The sequence below is a fragment of the Cohnella sp. 56 genome (assembly GCF_037963805.1).
In the GTDB taxonomy this organism is placed as follows: domain Bacteria; phylum Bacillota; class Bacilli; order Paenibacillales; family Paenibacillaceae; genus Cohnella.
Map to the genome: position 1 here is coordinate 293,080 of NZ_JAZDQE010000007.1, position 14,218 is coordinate 307,297.

Annotated in this window: 18 protein-coding genes and 1 tRNA gene; 6 read left to right on the forward strand and 13 right to left on the reverse strand. The window is 57.5% G+C overall.

Annotation, left to right across the window (positions count from 1 at the left end; translation table 11 throughout):
* Positions 1-3 precede the first annotated feature (3 nt).
* Both ssb and rpsF read right to left on the reverse strand, forming a co-directional pair.
* Positions 4-555 carry a single-stranded DNA-binding protein gene (gene ssb, locus VQ071_RS14985; protein WP_340514862.1) on the reverse strand — a complete coding sequence of 184 codons (552 nt, stop codon included), beginning with the start codon at positions 553-555 and terminating at the stop codon, positions 4-6.
* An 81-nt stretch (positions 556-636) separates the two neighbouring features.
* On the reverse strand, positions 637-921 hold the full coding sequence (gene rpsF, locus VQ071_RS14990; protein ID WP_340514863.1) for a 30S ribosomal protein S6: 285 nt from the start codon (positions 919-921) through the stop codon (positions 637-639).
* A 170-nt stretch (positions 922-1,091) separates the two neighbouring features.
* Here rpsF and VQ071_RS14995 point away from each other — a divergent pair, with 170 nt between their 5' ends.
* The 5 genes from VQ071_RS14995 to VQ071_RS15015 all read left to right on the forward strand — a co-directional run bounded on the left by VQ071_RS14995 (position 1,092) and on the right by VQ071_RS15015 (position 4,275).
* Complete coding sequence (locus VQ071_RS14995) at positions 1,092-1,277, forward strand: YjzC family protein (protein WP_340514864.1); 186 nt, start codon at positions 1,092-1,094, stop codon at positions 1,275-1,277.
* 368 nt (positions 1,278-1,645) lie between these two features.
* Entirely contained in the window at positions 1,646-2,023 is a 378-nt protein-coding gene (locus VQ071_RS15000; RefSeq protein ID WP_340514865.1) for a hypothetical protein, read from the forward strand.
* 237 nt (positions 2,024-2,260) lie between these two features.
* Complete coding sequence (locus tag VQ071_RS15005) at positions 2,261-2,755, forward strand: cation:proton antiporter regulatory subunit (RefSeq protein ID WP_340514866.1); 495 nt, start codon at positions 2,261-2,263, stop codon at positions 2,753-2,755.
* A gap of 1 nt (position 2,756) precedes the next feature.
* Complete coding sequence (locus VQ071_RS15010; RefSeq protein ID WP_340514867.1) at positions 2,757-3,968, forward strand: cation:proton antiporter; 1,212 nt, start codon at positions 2,757-2,759, stop codon at positions 3,966-3,968.
* A 55-nt stretch (positions 3,969-4,023) separates the two neighbouring features.
* Positions 4,024-4,275: a hypothetical protein gene (locus VQ071_RS15015; protein ID WP_340514868.1), complete on the forward strand. Its 252-nt coding sequence runs from the start codon at positions 4,024-4,026 to the stop codon at positions 4,273-4,275.
* Between the two features lie 166 nt (positions 4,276-4,441).
* Here the strand turns inward: VQ071_RS15015 and VQ071_RS15020 are convergent.
* The 4 genes from VQ071_RS15020 to VQ071_RS15035 form a co-directional block, all read right to left on the reverse strand.
* Positions 4,442-4,532, reverse strand: a tRNA-Ser gene (locus VQ071_RS15020).
* Between the two features lie 41 nt (positions 4,533-4,573).
* Entirely contained in the window at positions 4,574-4,807 is a 234-nt protein-coding gene (locus VQ071_RS15025; protein ID WP_340514869.1) for a DUF951 domain-containing protein, read from the reverse strand.
* 5 nt (positions 4,808-4,812) lie between these two features.
* Positions 4,813-5,724: a mechanosensitive ion channel family protein gene (locus VQ071_RS15030; RefSeq protein ID WP_340514870.1), complete on the reverse strand. Its 912-nt coding sequence runs from the start codon at positions 5,722-5,724 to the stop codon at positions 4,813-4,815.
* A gap of 13 nt (positions 5,725-5,737) precedes the next feature.
* A complete protein-coding gene (locus VQ071_RS15035; RefSeq protein ID WP_340514871.1) occupies positions 5,738-5,983 on the reverse strand; it encodes a DUF3343 domain-containing protein in 246 nt (81 codons plus the stop codon).
* A gap of 121 nt (positions 5,984-6,104) precedes the next feature.
* On the opposite strand from VQ071_RS15035, the gene yyaC reads away from it, so the two are divergent.
* Positions 6,105-6,722, forward strand: a complete 618-nt coding sequence (yyaC, locus tag VQ071_RS15040; RefSeq protein WP_340514872.1) for a spore protease YyaC — start codon at positions 6,105-6,107, stop codon at positions 6,720-6,722.
* Here yyaC and VQ071_RS15045 read toward each other — a convergent pair.
* The 7 genes from VQ071_RS15045 to mnmG all read right to left on the reverse strand — a co-directional run bounded on the left by VQ071_RS15045 (position 6,697) and on the right by mnmG (position 14,209).
* Positions 6,697-7,179: a DUF4446 family protein gene (locus VQ071_RS15045; protein ID WP_340514904.1), complete on the reverse strand. Its 483-nt coding sequence runs from the start codon at positions 7,177-7,179 to the stop codon at positions 6,697-6,699. The two genes, yyaC and VQ071_RS15045, sit on opposite strands and share 26 nt — an antisense overlap.
* Before the next feature lie 218 nt (positions 7,180-7,397).
* On the reverse strand, positions 7,398-8,564 hold the full coding sequence (locus VQ071_RS15050) for an aminotransferase class V-fold PLP-dependent enzyme (RefSeq protein WP_340514873.1): 1,167 nt from the start codon (positions 8,562-8,564) through the stop codon (positions 7,398-7,400).
* 155 nt (positions 8,565-8,719) lie between these two features.
* Entirely contained in the window at positions 8,720-9,574 is an 855-nt protein-coding gene (locus VQ071_RS15055) for a ParB/RepB/Spo0J family partition protein (protein WP_340514874.1), read from the reverse strand.
* Positions 9,555-10,328, reverse strand: a complete 774-nt coding sequence (locus tag VQ071_RS15060) for a ParA family protein (protein ID WP_340514875.1) — start codon at positions 10,326-10,328, stop codon at positions 9,555-9,557. The genes VQ071_RS15055 and VQ071_RS15060 overlap by 20 nt, the downstream gene beginning before the upstream one ends.
* 47 nt (positions 10,329-10,375) lie before the next feature.
* The gene (gene noc, locus VQ071_RS15065; RefSeq protein ID WP_340514876.1) at positions 10,376-11,212 is read right to left on the reverse strand and encodes a nucleoid occlusion protein; all 837 of its coding nucleotides are present in this window, start codon (positions 11,210-11,212) and stop codon (positions 10,376-10,378) included.
* A 370-nt stretch (positions 11,213-11,582) separates the two neighbouring features.
* Complete coding sequence (gene rsmG / locus VQ071_RS15070) at positions 11,583-12,311, reverse strand: 16S rRNA (guanine(527)-N(7))-methyltransferase RsmG (RefSeq protein ID WP_340514877.1); 729 nt, start codon at positions 12,309-12,311, stop codon at positions 11,583-11,585.
* Positions 12,311-14,209: a tRNA uridine-5-carboxymethylaminomethyl(34) synthesis enzyme MnmG gene (gene mnmG, locus VQ071_RS15075; RefSeq protein WP_340514878.1), complete on the reverse strand. Its 1,899-nt coding sequence runs from the start codon at positions 14,207-14,209 to the stop codon at positions 12,311-12,313. Before mnmG ends, rsmG begins: the two co-directional genes overlap by 1 nt.
* Positions 14,210-14,218 lie beyond the last annotated feature (9 nt).

Below are 14,218 nucleotides of genomic sequence, written 5' to 3' on the forward strand. Positions count from 1 at the left end.
GTCTTAGAATGGCAGATCATCGTCCGATATATCGATCGGCTTGCCGTCATCGGCGAATGGATCCGAATTGTTGCCGCTTCTGGATCCGGAACTGCGACCGCCGCCGGAGTTGCCTCCGCCATAGCTGCCGCCGCCACCACCACCGCCGTATCCTCCGCCGCTATTGCCGCCACCGCCATTGCCTCCGCCGTACTCGTCCCGTCCTTGCGATCCGCCTTCGCGGTTCGGCGATTCGAGGAAGCGTACGTTGTCTGCGATGACTTCGGTGACATAGACGCGCCGGCCTTCGTTGTTCTCGTAGTTGCGCACCTGAATGCGCCCCTCGACGGCGGCCAGTCGGCCCTTCCGAAGGTAGTTCGCGCACGTCTCGGCCAGCTGGCGCCAGGTCACGATCGGGATGAAGTCCGCCTCGCGTTCGCGTTCGCCCCCGCCTGAATCGCGGGAGAACGGGCGGTCTACAGCCAGCGTGAATTGGGCCACGGCCACGCCCGCAGGCGTGTAGCGAAGCTCGGGGTCTTTGGTTAGGCGTCCGATCAGAATAACACGGTTCAACATCTTCGGTCCCCTCCTGCGAGTGACGACTTGAACGGCGTTAACCGCCGGGTATTGCGTGCTGTGCTGACTTAAGCGACTGCCTTAAGCGACATCGCGTACGACGATGTGACGGATGATTTCGTCCGTGATCTTGAGTACGCGTTCCAGTTCGGTGACCACAGCCGGCTCGGCCGTGAAGTGAACCAGCACATACGTCCCGTCGCGGTGCTTGTTGATCTCGTAAGCGAGGCGCTTCTTGCCTTGTACCTCATGCTTCGTGATCTCGCCGCCGTTCGCGATGATGCCCTGGAATTTCTCCGTGACAGCTTGAACGGACTCTTGGTCCACGTCCGGACGAATGATGTACATCAACTCGTAGTTGCGCATCTTCGTTACCTCCTTTTGGTCTTTGGCCCCCCACTTCGATACCGTAGAACCTGTCCACGGCTGAGGAGCAAGGAGTATGCCTTTTTACCGCATACCTGAATAATTTATCACATCTGACCGCATACCGCAAGGTTTTTCCCGCAACACTAAGTCCGGGAGGTGATCATCAGATGGGTGAGCAGACGCAGTTCGAGCCGGGCGACCGTGCGCCGAACAACGGACATTACATGGAAGTGAGCGAAGACGCTTTTCACATGAACATCCAGGATCCGAAGCATGTGACGCTGGAGAAGGGCGAGCGCTTCCCGGAGACGACGAACCACAACCGCAAGTGGAAAAAAGTCAAACAATTTTAAGCGGCGCGTATAGTGCGATCCGATCCCGGACATTCTAATTACCGGCGACGAACAGAGAGGTGTGGTTCCGTTGAACCTTTGCAGGCAACAACCCGCAGGAGGAACGTCCAAGACGGAGTAGGAAGCGAGGGGTTGTGTCGCAGACATGGTCTTGCAATACACGTTATCGCGTTAGCGAGCCTTCAAGTGCCGAAGCGCCGGTATGAACTGGCAACGTCAAGAACGTCAAGGAAGTCCAGCTTCGATTAACGTCGCCCGAAAAGCCCCGCAAGGGGCTTTTCGTCATATCGATCGTCGTTTTTGTTTTGATCAATGGGTATTAACTGTGCTACAATATGATCAAGTTAACCGGAGAAAGGAGAATGCCCATGATCAAGCTGGAGCGCGAAAACACCGTTCTTCGTCTCGCCTCCTGGTTGTTGTTCGCCATGTTCATGGTATTCTCCACGCCTACGCCCATGGTGGAGTCCGCCGGCGAATCCGCCGCCTCCGGCCTTAGAGGCACCGAATTCCACACGCATGTTCAATCCCGATCGCCGGATGCGACCGCATCCAAAGCTCGCTTGAGAACCCCTCGCCGTCGCTTTTGGTTCCTTTTGGCGGCCTTGATTTTTCCCGTACCCACTCTGCCTTTCCGGATTCCCGCTTATCATCGCGCCCGTATGGCATCCGTGCTCGTGATGCTGCGCAAGCTCCTGCTTAATCCCGTTCCCTTCTCATCTACGCTCTTTTCCTCGATTGCCTGACAGACAAGCGCATGCTCCAGGCGTTTTCAGCCCGAGAGAGGCGTTTATTTGACATGCCTTACGGGTTCTGATCGCCGTCCTTCGCATGCCGCGCATTATCCAGCCGACCCTTCACTGAGCTGAATAGACCATTCACGCCATAAGACCCTTCGCAAAAGACCAAAATGACGGTCTTTCTTTCCTGCTGCCCAATTTTCGGTACACCATTTCGTTTTTATAAAGAAAGGATGTTGACCTATGGATATCCGTGAGACGGATCTGCCCGGCGTAGGCCGTAAATATCGCATGATCACGCGCAGCGGCGACAGACTGGTCGTCGTCGTCCACGATGACGGCCGCCGCGAGCTGTACCACTTCGACTATAACGATCCCGAAGACAGCATCTCCATGATCACGCTTGACGACGAGGAGGCGCGGTCGATCGCCGCTATCGTCGGTGGCATGACCTACAAGCCGCGCCTGCTCGAATCGATCGAGGTCGCGCTTAGCGATCTGGTCATCGAGTGGTACAAAGTCGAAGCCCGCAGTCCCTGCGTAGGCGCGAGCATCGGCGGACTCGAGATCCGGCAGCGGACCGGGGCGACCGTACTGGCCGTCGTCGATAAAAACCACGGCAGTCATATTACGCCCGGCCCCGAGTTTGTGCTGACCGCCGACTGCATGCTGATCGCAGCCGGCGAGCGTGACAGTCTAAGGGCGCTCAAGCGTATTCTCGCAGGCGGGGAGGGCTAATATGAACCATCTCGTACTTGAGATCGGCCTGGCGATCGCGCTCATCGCGCTCGCGGGCCTGGTGTCCGCCAAGCTCCGCTTCTCCGTCATTCCGTTTTATATCATCGTCGGCATGGCGGTGGGACCGCACTCTTTCAAGCTGTGGCACCTGGATTTCCGCTTCATCGAGAGCGCGTCGCTGATCGAATTTCTGGGCAGGCTCGGCGTGTTGTTCCTGCTGTTCTACCTCGGCCTGGAATTTTCCGTCGGACGTCTGCTTAAATCGGGCAAGTCGATCGCCTTCGGCGGAACGATCTATATCGCGATCAACTTCACGCTCGGCCTCGTATACGGATTCGTGACGGGCTTCCCGCTCGAGGAGGTGCTGGTCATGGCCGGCATCACAACGATCTCCTCCACTGCCATCGTCGCCAAGGTGCTCGTCGATCTGAAGCGTACCGCCAATGCCGAGACGGAGCTCATCCTCGGCATTATCATGTTCGAAGATGTCTTCCTCGCGGTCTACATCTCCATCCTTTCGGGACTCGTGCTCAGCGACTCCTCGTCCGTATGGGGCGTCCTCAGCTCCGCCGGCATCGCCTTCGCTTTTATGCTCTTCATGCTGACCGTCGGCCGCAAGTGCGTGCCGCTGCTTAACAAAGTGCTGAATATACGCTCCAACGAGCTGTTCGGGCTCGTCGTATTCGGCGGACTGTTCCTCGTCGCCGGCTTCTCCGAGACAATCCATGTCGCCGAGGCGATCGGCGCCCTGCTGTTCGGACTCGTGCTGGCGGAGACCAAGCATGCCAAGCGAATCGAGCACTTTATTATGCCGTTCCGCGACTTTTTCGGCGCCGTCTTCTTTTTCAGCTTCGGCCTGACGATCGACCCCCTCCAGCTCGGAGACGCGCTCTGGCTGTCGCTGGGCGCCGTAGTCGTCACGCTGATCGGCAATTATGCCGCCGGAATGCTGGCGGGCCGCAGCGCGGGCTTGTCGAGCAAGGCCTCCTCCAATATTGGCCTCACCATCGTCGCCCGCGGCGAATTCTCGATCATTATGGCCAATATGGCGAAGGCCGGCGGCCTGCTCGCCATTCTGCAGCCCTTCGCCGCGTTGTATGTCCTGATTCTCGCGATCCTGGGTCCGCTTTTGACCAAGGAATCCAAGAGCATCCACAAGCTGCTCAGCCGCATCTTCAAGTGGAACCGGTCCGCGGATAATCAGGCCGCCTGATCCAATCGAACGTTACGCCTCGCCTTATTCCCGATTGATATGGAGGAGGAGCGATATGGAAGCTAGAATGGGAGTATCCTTCGGCCGCACGCTCGGCCTGTCTCTATCGAGGATCGCATGTGTGACGAGCCGCAGATCGGCAGCCGTCCATGCGGCGATCTCATCGGAGCTTCGCCTCGAGCGGATCTGGATATCCGGCGATACGTCAGGCTACCCAGTCTTCCGCATTGAAGCCGTTCAGCTGGCTCGGATCGCACGCACGATTGACCCGGATTGCCGCATCGAGATATTTCCGCTGCGACGTTAATTTTTTCTGGCAGACATCGCACAGGGCCCCGACGACTTGGAGAGTTGTCGGGGCCCTGATGGCGCTGCCGCAGTCGTGCGGATCGAAGCCAGATAAGCAAGCCGCGGGCTTCTTCGGAGCAAACAAAAAAGCAGCTCTTCGCGAGAGCCGCTTGTATGCTTATGTATGGCGGAGAGGGTGGGATTCGAACCCACGCACGCCTTGCGACGCCTAGATGATTTCGAGTCAACCCCCTTGGACCACTTGGGTACCTCTCCGCAGCAAGGAATATCATATCACAGGATTGGACAACTTGCAACTAGTCGTCCTGATCTTTTTGATCATTTTCTGCATGCTCGCGCGGGGCTGCCTGAAGCAGTTTTTTCATGCTTTTCTCGAACTTCGCGCGGGGCAGCAGGATGCTGTGCTTGCACTTCACGCACTTGATCCGGATGTCCATCCCCATCCGGATGATCTCCATCTCATTGGCGCCGCACGGATGCTGCTTCTTCATCTGCACGATGTCGCCGAGTCCGAATTCCTTCCTCTCCACCACTTTTAACTCCCCGCCCTCTCCATGGCATCGACTGCGTAATATCGCGGATTGCCCGCAGCTTCGAACGCTTTCTTAACCTCCGCATTGAGATGCCGGGAGACGGCCGCCTGCGTATTGGCCCGACACAGCACCGTCAGACGCAGGATCACATCGCTCGCGCTAAGCGTCTGAATGCCGAGATAATCGGCCTTGTTCACGATATTCGGATCTTCGAACTTGGCGGCCACGCCCCGCACGATATCGGCCATATGCTCCAGATTCTCGGTCGCGGCCACGGACACATCCACCACGGCGAGTACGTTGTTGACCGAATAGTTGGTCACGTCCGATATATTGCCGTTCGGCAGAATATAGACTTCCCCCGTCCAGCTGCGGATGCGCGTCGCGCGAAGACCGATCATCTCGACCGTCCCTTTGAACTTGCCGCCAACCTCGATCACGTCGCCGACGGAGAAGTGATCCTCCAGGATGACGAAGAAGCCGGTGATGACATCCTTGACCAGACTCTGAGCGCCGAAGCCGATAGCGAGTCCGATCACGCCCGCTCCCGCCAGCAGCGGCGCCAGGTTAATATTGAATTCGTTCAGAATAAGCAGCAGCACGATAAAGTTGATAATATAGGTCGTCGCATTTTTGAGCAGCTTGCCTACAGTTTGCACACGCCGTGTTCTGAGCTTCAGACGCTTGGACGCGCTCGGATTCATCACATTATCGATGATACGATTCACCACGATGCGGATGATCCGGCTGACGATGAGGATAACCAGAATGCGCAGCACGACCTTCAGCACACCTATCCACATGTGGGTATCGCTAACCGAGGTCCAGATGTCGTCCAGAAATTGTTCCCACAGCGTCAGTTTTTTTTCAATCGCTTCTTCCGCCAGATAATAGAACTGTTGAGACCCGATCATCATCCATCCCTCCTCATGCGAGCTGTTCATAGCCTGCCGGCCCGCGGCCGAACAGACCGCGGATCTCGACCCGTTCGTCGGCGATGATCTGCTTCACTGCTTCGAGCGAATCCTGCGGGAATTCGATCGACAGCGCACACCCTGCCGTAATCTCCTTGGGCGTCGGCCTGATATCGATATCGATGTCCGCGTATTCCAGCAGCATCTCGGCACGGAGCGCCTGCTGCGTAGAATCGAACGCGATGAGCAACGGTTCCATAGCTGTCTCCCTCTTCTCGCAACCTTCGGAGCTGCTAGCCTAGCTTGTCCCTCGAACAAGTATAAATACGGCCTCTCGTCCATATACTACTACTATTCCATGGAGGAGGCGAAGCGGACGAATGAATGGCGCTTGGGATAAAAGGGCCGGCTATGCGCCGGAAGCGGCAGCGCTCTCTCTGAAAATACCCTACAACGAACCTGCCGTCATGCAGCGGCTGTCCGAACGGCTCACGCGGGAGCTGTTGCGCCTCCCCTCCGACCGGCAGATCGTTGTCGTCTGCGTCGGCACCGACAGGTCTACCGGGGATGCGCTGGGTCCGCTCGTAGGCACGTCGCTGGCGCGCCATTCGCACGGTTTATTCGACCTGTACGGCACGCTCGACGAGCCCGTACATGCGATGAATCTGAGCGAGACGCTCTACAAGATCATGCGGAGCGTCAAGCGTCCGTATGTCATCGCGATCGACGCTTGCCTCGGACAAGTCGCCAGCGTCGGCTGCATCCACCTCGCCTCGGGCCCGGTCCGTCCCGGCGCCGGCGTGAACAAGGATCTGCCCCCTGTCGGAGATATCCATATGACAGGAATCGTTAACGTCGGCGGATTCATGGAGTACTTCGTCCTCCAGAATACGAGACTGAACCTGGTTGTGAAGATGGCCGACATCATCGCCGGCTGCGTCTCTACCGCCATCCGCAATTTCCGCGAAGCGGCTATTCCTTTTGCGTTGCCAGATTGATCGCGGTCTTCTCCTCCGGCGTGAGCTGGAAGCTCGATTCTCCCCTGTTCAGCGGCTTCGCGTACAGGAATGTCTGCTCGCGGCTATGGATGCCGGTGAGGACGACGCCGTCCTGCTCCTCGTTCACGATTGCGACCGAGAAGCTGATCTCGCCGCCCTGGTCGGCAAACGCATTGAACCGGTGAACGCCTACACGCCCTTTGAGCGCAGCGAGGCGTTTTCCTTGCGCAGCCAGCTTCGCGTCCTGCTCCGCCTGCTTGCGCTCGACGTTCGAGACATCGGCGTGAACCCTGGCCAGCACGTCCTCGAGCTGCGGCACCCCCGTCTCTCCGATCATGCGGCGCTGCGCCCTTGCGATTCTCGATAGTTTGACGCTCAGCACAATGACCCAGATCATCAGGATCACTATGAAAAGGCCGGCGCCTCCCAGCGCCGCCAGTACAACGTCTTCGTCCATGCCGTTCACCTTGAATGTCTCCCCCGCTCCACCCGGCGTCGCCGGGCTTTTTGATGCCTCTAGCTCATCGTCAGTTGCCTGACTCTATTGCTTGTCGCTTGTCGCTTGTTACTTGTTGCTTGTTACCTGCCGTCTATCGCCTGCTGACCGTTGCCTGCCGCATGCTGCCTGCTGACCGTTGGTCCGCCGCTGTCGGCTGCTCTGTTTGCTCTGCGATTCTAGGCTCTCAACGTATCTCCGATCTCCCGCACGGCGTTTAACATAGATACGATATCCGAATGCGCCGTATAATATCCCGGGCTTGCCCGCACGGCACCGGTCTCCGTCGTCCCCATGCTCTCGTGGCCGAGCGGCGTGCAGTGGAACCCCGCCCGCACGGCAATCCCGAATTGCCGGTCGAGGATGAAGGCCATCTCCGACGGATCGATGCCCTCCATCGTGAAGGAGACGATCGCCGTCCGCTCTTGCTCGATGCCGGGCCCCAGGATGCGAATGCCAGGGAACTCCAGCAAGCCTGCCATCAGCTCGCGCGTCAGCTCAAGCTCCCTGGCATGTATCCGGCTCACCGTCTCCCCTAGCACGAATCGTACGCCCTCTGTGAGGCCCGCTATGCCTACTGTATTGGGCGTGCCTGCCTCATACCTATCCGGCCTGGCCGAGGGCTGCTCAGGCGATTCTGAGCGGCTTCCCGTGCCCCCGTGCATGAGAGGCTCCAGATCCAGGTCGGGGCGTATATACAGTCCGCCCGTTCCCTGCGGGCCCATCAATCCTTTATGCCCGGGAAAGGCGAGCAGGTCGATGTTCATCGCCCCTACGTCGATCTCCAATACCCCTGCGCTCTGGGCGGCATCCACGAGCAGCGGGACCCCGGCCGCCTTCGCAATCTCGCCGATCTCGCCTACGGGCGCAATCGTGCCCAGCAGGTTCGAGCTGTGAGATATGGCGATGAGCCTGGTCGACGGCCGAATCGCTTGCTTGACTGCATTCAGACTCAACACGCCCGCCGCATCCACCGGCACATACGTGATATCGATCCCCAGCCGTCTTTTTAATGCCTCGAGCGGCCTGCGGACCGAATTGTGCTCCAATGCCGTCGTCACGACATGGTCGCCCGGCTTCAGCAATCCCACGATCGCCTGGTTCAACGCATGCGTCGTATTCAGCGTGAAGGCAATGTCGTTCGGGTTGGCGATCCGGAACAGCTTGGCGAGCGTCTTGCGTCCTTCAAACAATACCCTGCTCGCCTTCACCGCCATATCGTGACTGCCGCGTCCCGGGTTGGCCGCAGCCTCCCGCATGGCACGCTCCATCGCTTCCTGCACCCCTGGCGGCTTCGGCCATGACGTCGCTGCATTATCCAGATAGATCGGATGTTTATCGTTCATTCGTCTCCGCCTCGTTTCAATCTCTCAGGCTTATAATAAAAACAGCCCCGCCCGCTTGTCCGGGGCGGAGCCGCATGAGGTTCACAGGAGATTCCGCAAGCCGACGATCAGAGCCTCGGAGCCGATCGCAGCCTGCCTTCCTTCAACCTATGGCGTTATGCTTTTATCGCTTGCAGCAGCTCGAGGAGACGTTCGAGGTCTCCCTTGCCGTAATAAGCCAGCTCGATTCTGCCCTTGTCTTTGTTGGGCTTGATGCGTACCGTCGTCTGGAACTTCTCGCGCAGCGTCTCCTCGATCTCCTCGATGTACGGATCGCGCTTTTTGGCTTTCGCCTTAATCGTTTTGCCTTTGACGACTGCGTCCATCTGCTGCACGGCGTTTTCCAGCTCGCGTACGCTCCAGTTGTTGGACAGCGTTTGCTTCGCCAGTTCTTTGCGCTTCGTCTCTTCCTTGATGCCTGCGAGTGCGCGCGCATGGCCCATCGACAATGTTCCACGTGAAACATGATCCTTGATCTCATCCGGCAATGCCAGCAATCGCAAGAAGTTGGCGATATGCGAACGCGATTTGCCGACCTTGAGCGACAGCTCCTCTTGCGTCAGAGCAAATTGGTTCATGATCGACTGGTAAGCAATGGCCACTTCGATTGCATTCAGATCCTCACGCTGCACGTTCTCGATCAGCGCAATCTCCATGACCTGCTGGTCGCTATATGCTCGTACGACCGCGGGTATCGTCGGATTGTTGAGCAGCTGCGAGGCGCGGAAGCGGCGCTCGCCTGCGATGATCTCGAAGCCTCTGAGGGCCGTACGCACGATGATCGGTTGGATGACGCCATGTTCGCGAATCGACTCGGCCAATTCTTTAATCGCTTCGTCGTCGAATGTTTTGCGCGGTTGGTACGGATTCGCACGCAGCTGCGCCAGAGGAATCTCTACGATTTTATCGTCTTCCTTGATGGACAGAGACGTAATGAGGGCATCCAGCCCTTTACCTAGCCGCTTGCTCATACGTAATCACTTCCTTCGCCAGCTCGAGATAAACCTCGGCCCCTTTGGATCTTGGATCGTATGTGATGATCGATTGACCGTGCGACGGCGCCTCACTTAGACGCACGTTGCGTGGTATGACCGTCTGGTATACCTTCTGTTGAAAGTATTTTTTGACTTCCTCGATCACCTGAATGCCCAGATTGGTACGCGCGTCGAACATCGTTAGCAGCACGCCTTCAATCTGCAGCGACGTATTAAGATGCTTCTGGACGAGACGTATCGTATTCAGCAGCTGGCTTAAACCCTCCAGCGCATAATATTCGCATTGAATCGGGATGATGACCGAATCGGATGCCGTCAGCGAGTTGATCGTCAAAATGCCGAGCGAGGGAGGGCAATCGATCAGAATGTAGTCGAATTCGCTTCTCACCATGGCGAGCGCTTTTTTCAACCTGACCTCCCTGGAGATCGTCGGCACCAGCTCGATCTCGGCGCCGGCGAGCTGGATCGTCGCCGGTATGAGCTTCAGATTCGGCAGAGCCGTATCCACAATCGCCTGTTTGGGGTGGATCTCGTTGATTAATATGTCATAGATGCAATATTCCACATCGGCTTTGCTAATGCCGACACCGCTTGTCGTGTTGCCTTGCGCGTCAATATCCACAATCAGAACTTTACGTCCCAGCGTGGACAGACATGCGCCAAGGTTGACAGCCGTTGTCGTCTTGCCGACACCGCCCTTTTGATTGGCAATGGCAATAATTTTGGACAACCCGTTCACCTCATCGTCAGCCGCCTTACTGCTGTTTATCGATTTACTTACTGACCTGGACCATTGTTATTTTTCTTGGGAATCGTGATGACGATCTCGATATGATCGTCCAGCTCCCGTTCGCTCGATTTGATCGGAATGCCGGAGCCGGTCACCATATCGACCGATTGACGAATCGTATTGATCGCGAGACGTATATCTTTGGAAAAGGAAATGCGCCGCGTCTTGGCCGGCTTGCTGGCCTCCAACAGAAACGCTACCCGCGTTTCGGTCTGCTTAACGTTGAGTTCCTTTTCGATAATCTCCTGCAGCAGCTTGTCCTGCATTTCTTCTGTCGGCAGCGCCAGCATCGCGCGGGCATGTCTTTCCGTTATCTTGCGCTCCATCAGGGCCAGCTTGACCGTGTCACCCAGCTGCAGCAGACGAATCTTGTTCGCAATCGTAGACTGGCTCTTGCCCAGACGCTGCGCCAAGCTCTCCTGTGTCAGTTGATGCAGATCGATCAGCTTCTGATACGCGACAGCCTCTTCGATTGCAGTCAAGCCCTCGCGCTGAAGGTTCTCGATCAGCGCCATCGAAGCCGCCTGCGAATCGTTAATCTCGCGTACGATTGCCGGGATATGCTCCATACCAAGCTTCGTGACCGCACGCCAGCGTCGTTCTCCCGCTATTAGCTCGTACTTGCCTTCGCGTACGCGAACCACGATCGGCTGAATGACGCCGAGCGTCTTGATCGTCTGACATAGCTCGTCGATCCGGTCATCATCGAAGACGGACCGGGGTTGATAGGGGCTCGGGACGATATCCGCTACGGCGATCTGCCGAACTTCTTCCTGGCCGCTCCGTTCGGACAAGCCGAACAAGCGAGATAACGGTTCTCTCATTCTTCTATCCCACCACGTTCATCTGTAATGAGTTTCCGGTACTTCTACTTACTAGCCACAACCATTGATAGAAGTGCAGCGCGCAAACCCAGCACGAATGCATGGAGCACCCATTGCCAGAAAACCGATATTGTCGGCATATTTGCCTTTGCAAGGCAGACTACAGCCTTATCCGACCTCAAGCGACGAAAAAAGCGCCGCCATTTCACGCCTTCGAGGCGCATATGCGGCACGACGATTTGTATTACTATTTATATTCTCTATTGTACGCCTGAATCCTTCTCTTGAAAAGAGTTTCGTCGGTTAGTAGACTTATTTGTTCCACGTGAAACACGAAAATGTGGCAATTTTGTTTCACGTGGAACATATTTCATATCAGAGGCTGCTTAAGAGGAATCCCGGCCTTGCGAGGATACTCCTTCGGTGTGGCCGCCAGCTTGTCGATCACGATCAGCTGGCGAGCCGAATTCTCCAAGGGCAGCGATAATTCCCGCGTATACTTGAGCTCCGATCGCAACAGGCGAATCGCCTTGCCGCTCTCCTGAATCTCGTCCGCATTGTCCGATCCCTTCATGGACACGAAGCAGCCGCCGCGCTTCACAAAGGGCAGACAAAGCTCGCTCAACCCGGCAAGCCGGGCTACTGCGCGCGCCGTGACGAGATCATAGCGATCGCGATGGTCCGAGAGGCGGCCGATGTCCTCCGCCCTGCCATGAACGAGCCGGACGTGCTGGAGGTCTAACTCATCTACGACCGTCTGCAAGAACCGGATTCGCTTGGCAAGCGAATCGACGATCGTCACCTCGATCGCCGGCATCGCAATCTTGAACGGGATCGAGGGAAATCCGGCCCCCGCTCCGATATCCGCCAGCGAAGCAGCCTGAAGGGCCTCCGGAATTAACGCTAGCGTCAGGGAATCGTAGAAGTGCTTTTCGTAGACCGCCCCGCGCTCCGTAATTCCCGTCAGATTCATCTTTTCGTTCCACTCGACCAGTAGTCGATAATAGGCTTCGTATTGATCGAGTTGACCGTCCGTCAGCTCAATCCCGAAGTCCGCACCGACGCGATCTCTGAACCATTGCTGCAGTTCATCGGCCATTAGCTGCTCCGTGCCGCTGTCACGCGGTTGTAATGCTCGAGGTGCACGAGCAGGATGGACAGATCGGCGGGAGTCACGCCCGAGATACGCGATGCCTGACCGATGTTCAACGGCCGGATCTGATGCAGCTTTTGCTTGGCTTCCGTCGCCAGGCCATGGACAGCGGCATAATCGATATCGTCCGGAATCCGCTTTTTCTCCATCTTGGACAGCTTCTCCACCTGTGCGAGCTGCTTTTCAATATAACCGGTGTACTTGACTTGAATCTCCACCTGCTCCTTCATATCGTCGGACAGCGGCACAGGAGAGGGCGACATGCTCTCGATGTGTGCGTACGATACTTCAGGACGCCGCAGCAGCGTGATGCCGTCGACGGTGTTCTGGAGCGGCGCCGAGCCGAGATCCGCCAGCAATTGCTGCGTTTGCTCGTCGGGCTTGATGCGGACTTCCTTCAGACGCGCCAGTTCCGCCTCTACCTTCTGCTTCTTGTCCAGGAACAAAGTATACCGGTCATCCGAGATCAAACCGATCTCCTTGCCGAGCGGCGTGAGCCGCAGATCCGCATTGTCGTGGCGAAGAAGCAGACGGTATTCGGCACGGGAGGTGAGCAGACGGTACGGCTCGTTCGTGCCCTTGGTGACCAGATCGTCGATCATGACGCCGATATAGCCCTGTGAACGGTCGATGACGACCGGCTCCTTGTCCTGCGCCTTGCGTGCGGCATTGATACCGGCCATAATGCCTTGTCCGGCGGCCTCTTCATAACCGGAGGTGCCGTTGATCTGTCCGGCGGTGAACAGCCCGGAGATAATCTTCGTCTCCAGCGACGGCCACAGCTGCGTAGGCACGACTGCATCGTATTCGATCGCATACCCGGTGCGCATCATCTCGACCTGCTCGAGTCCGGGGATGGAGCGCAGAATCTGCAGCTGTACATCCTCCGGCATACTCGTCGACAGACCTTGGACATAATATTCCTTCGTATTCGCGCCTTCCGGCTCCAGGAAGATCTGATGCTTCGGCTTGTCGGCGAAGCGGACGATCTTGTCCTCGATAGAGGGGCAATAGCGAGGACCCGTCCCCTCGATCGCGCCCGAGAACATCGGCGCGCGATGCAGATTGTCGTTGATGATCTTGTGCGTCTCCTCGGACGTGTAGGTGAGCCAGCATGGCAGCTGCTCCCCGGCCCGCTCGGAATACTCCGTCTCGTAGGAGAAATACTTGGGCCGCTCGTCGCCCGGCTGAATCTCCGTCTTGGAGAAGTCGATCGTATCGCGATGCACGCGCGGCGGTGTGCCCGTCTTGAAGCGGACGAGCTTGAGCCCGTGCGTGCGCAGCGACTCGGACAGCTTCACCGACGGCTGCTGGTTGTTCGGGCCGCTCTCGTACATCAGCTCGCCCATAATGACCTTGCCGCGCAGATAGGTGCCCGTCGTGATGACGACGGTCTTGGATCGATATTCGGCACCCGTCTTCGTCACGACGCCGCGGCATACGCCATCCTCTACGATCAGTTCCTCGGCCATGCCCTGGCGGAGCGTCAGCTTCTCCTCGCGCTCGATCGTCTCCTTCATCGCATGCTGATACAGGAACTTGTCGGCCTGTGCGCGCAGCGCATGGACCGCAGGTCCCTTGCCCGTGTTCAACATCCGCATCTGAATAAAGGTCTTGTCGATATTGCGCCCCATCTCACCGCCGAGCGCATCGATCTCGCGGACGACATGTCCCTTGGCCGGCCCGCCTACGGACGGATTGCACGGCATGAAGGCGATCATATCCAGATTAATCGTCAGCAGCAGCGTCTCGCAGCCCATGCGCGCGGCAGCCAGTGCCGCCTCCACGCCTGCATGACCGGCGCCCACGACGATGACGTCGTATTCGCCTGCTATATATCCCATTGTGGATCA

Bases quoted from the DNA above. Each gene is read 5' to 3' on its own strand.
- VQ071_RS15010 (WP_340514867.1), top strand. From the start codon at position 2,757: ATGAACCATCTCGTACTTGAGATCGGCCTGGCGATCGCGCTCATCGCG.
- VQ071_RS15050 (WP_340514873.1), bottom strand. From the start codon at position 8,564: ATGAACGATAAACATCCGATCTATCTGGATAATGCAGCGACGTCATGG.
- VQ071_RS15055 (WP_340514874.1), bottom strand. From the start codon at position 9,574: ATGAGCAAGCGGCTAGGTAAAGGGCTGGATGCCCTCATTACGTCTCTG.
- ssb (WP_340514862.1), bottom strand. From the start codon at position 555: ATGTTGAACCGTGTTATTCTGATCGGACGCCTAACCAAAGACCCCGAG.
- VQ071_RS15030 (WP_340514870.1), bottom strand. From the start codon at position 5,724: ATGATCGGGTCTCAACAGTTCTATTATCTGGCGGAAGAAGCGATTGAA.
- VQ071_RS15005 (WP_340514866.1), top strand. From the start codon at position 2,261: ATGGATATCCGTGAGACGGATCTGCCCGGCGTAGGCCGTAAATATCGC.
- rpsF (WP_340514863.1), bottom strand. From the start codon at position 921: ATGCGCAACTACGAGTTGATGTACATCATTCGTCCGGACGTGGACCAA.
- VQ071_RS14995 (WP_340514864.1), top strand. From the start codon at position 1,092: ATGGGTGAGCAGACGCAGTTCGAGCCGGGCGACCGTGCGCCGAACAAC.
- VQ071_RS15000 (WP_340514865.1), top strand. From the start codon at position 1,646: ATGATCAAGCTGGAGCGCGAAAACACCGTTCTTCGTCTCGCCTCCTGG.
- mnmG (WP_340514878.1), bottom strand. From the start codon at position 14,209: ATGGGATATATAGCAGGCGAATACGACGTCATCGTCGTGGGCGCCGGT.
- VQ071_RS15045 (WP_340514904.1), bottom strand. From the start codon at position 7,179: ATGGACGAAGACGTTGTACTGGCGGCGCTGGGAGGCGCCGGCCTTTTC.
- VQ071_RS15035 (WP_340514871.1), bottom strand. From the start codon at position 5,983: ATGGAACCGTTGCTCATCGCGTTCGATTCTACGCAGCAGGCGCTCCGT.
- yyaC (WP_340514872.1), top strand. From the start codon at position 6,105: ATGAATGGCGCTTGGGATAAAAGGGCCGGCTATGCGCCGGAAGCGGCA.
- VQ071_RS15015 (WP_340514868.1), top strand. From the start codon at position 4,024: ATGGAAGCTAGAATGGGAGTATCCTTCGGCCGCACGCTCGGCCTGTCT.
- rsmG (WP_340514877.1), bottom strand. From the start codon at position 12,311: ATGGCCGATGAACTGCAGCAATGGTTCAGAGATCGCGTCGGTGCGGAC.
- noc (WP_340514876.1), bottom strand. From the start codon at position 11,212: ATGAGAGAACCGTTATCTCGCTTGTTCGGCTTGTCCGAACGGAGCGGC.